The organism is Roseburia sp. AM59-24XD, from assembly GCF_003478445.1.
In the GTDB taxonomy this organism is placed as follows: Bacteria; Bacillota; Clostridia; order Lachnospirales; family Lachnospiraceae; genus Jutongia.
In genome coordinates, this window is sequence record NZ_QUET01000079.1 from 1 (window position 1) to 555 (window position 555).

A 555-nucleotide genomic window follows, 5' to 3' on the forward strand; every position below is an offset into this window, starting at 1 on the left:
ACCAGTTATTGGTTCCGCAGACGATCAGTGCCTTGCTTCCGCAGTCACGGATAATGCCTGCGATATCTTTACAATAGGAATAAAGATCATTGCCGCCGGTATACCACTGCACACCGGTCGGCTCGTTACAGATCTCAAAGATCACGTTATCGTAATCCTTGTACAGCGTCGCATACTTCTTAAAAAACTGCTCTGCCACAGTCTTTGTGGTATGTGGATTTTCCTCATGGATATGCCAGTCCACGATCACATACATGCCAAGCTCTTTTGCCGCCTGTACGCCCTCAACAATCTTGGAGTCGATCAGGCTCTGACCGCCATTGGTATAACCATTATACTGAGTGACATAGCATGCCATACGCAACAGGTTCACGCCCCACTCATCACGGAGCGTCTGCATCGCTCCCTTATTAATATATTCCGGGAACCACTGAACACCATGGGTGCTGGCTCCACGCATCTGGAACGGCTTGCCGTACTGATCCACGATCACCGGCGCATTACCGTAGCCGTCCACCTTTGCGAGATGAAGTCTTCCGTGCTTTCCAACCGGTG

1 protein-coding gene is annotated in these 555 nt (G+C 50.5%); it reads right to left on the reverse strand.

Translation table 11 applies throughout. The annotated features are described in order from the left end of the window. The coding region (locus DXA20_RS15960) for a glycoside hydrolase family 5 protein (protein WP_147403774.1) at positions 1-555 on the reverse strand (555 nt) is incomplete at both ends.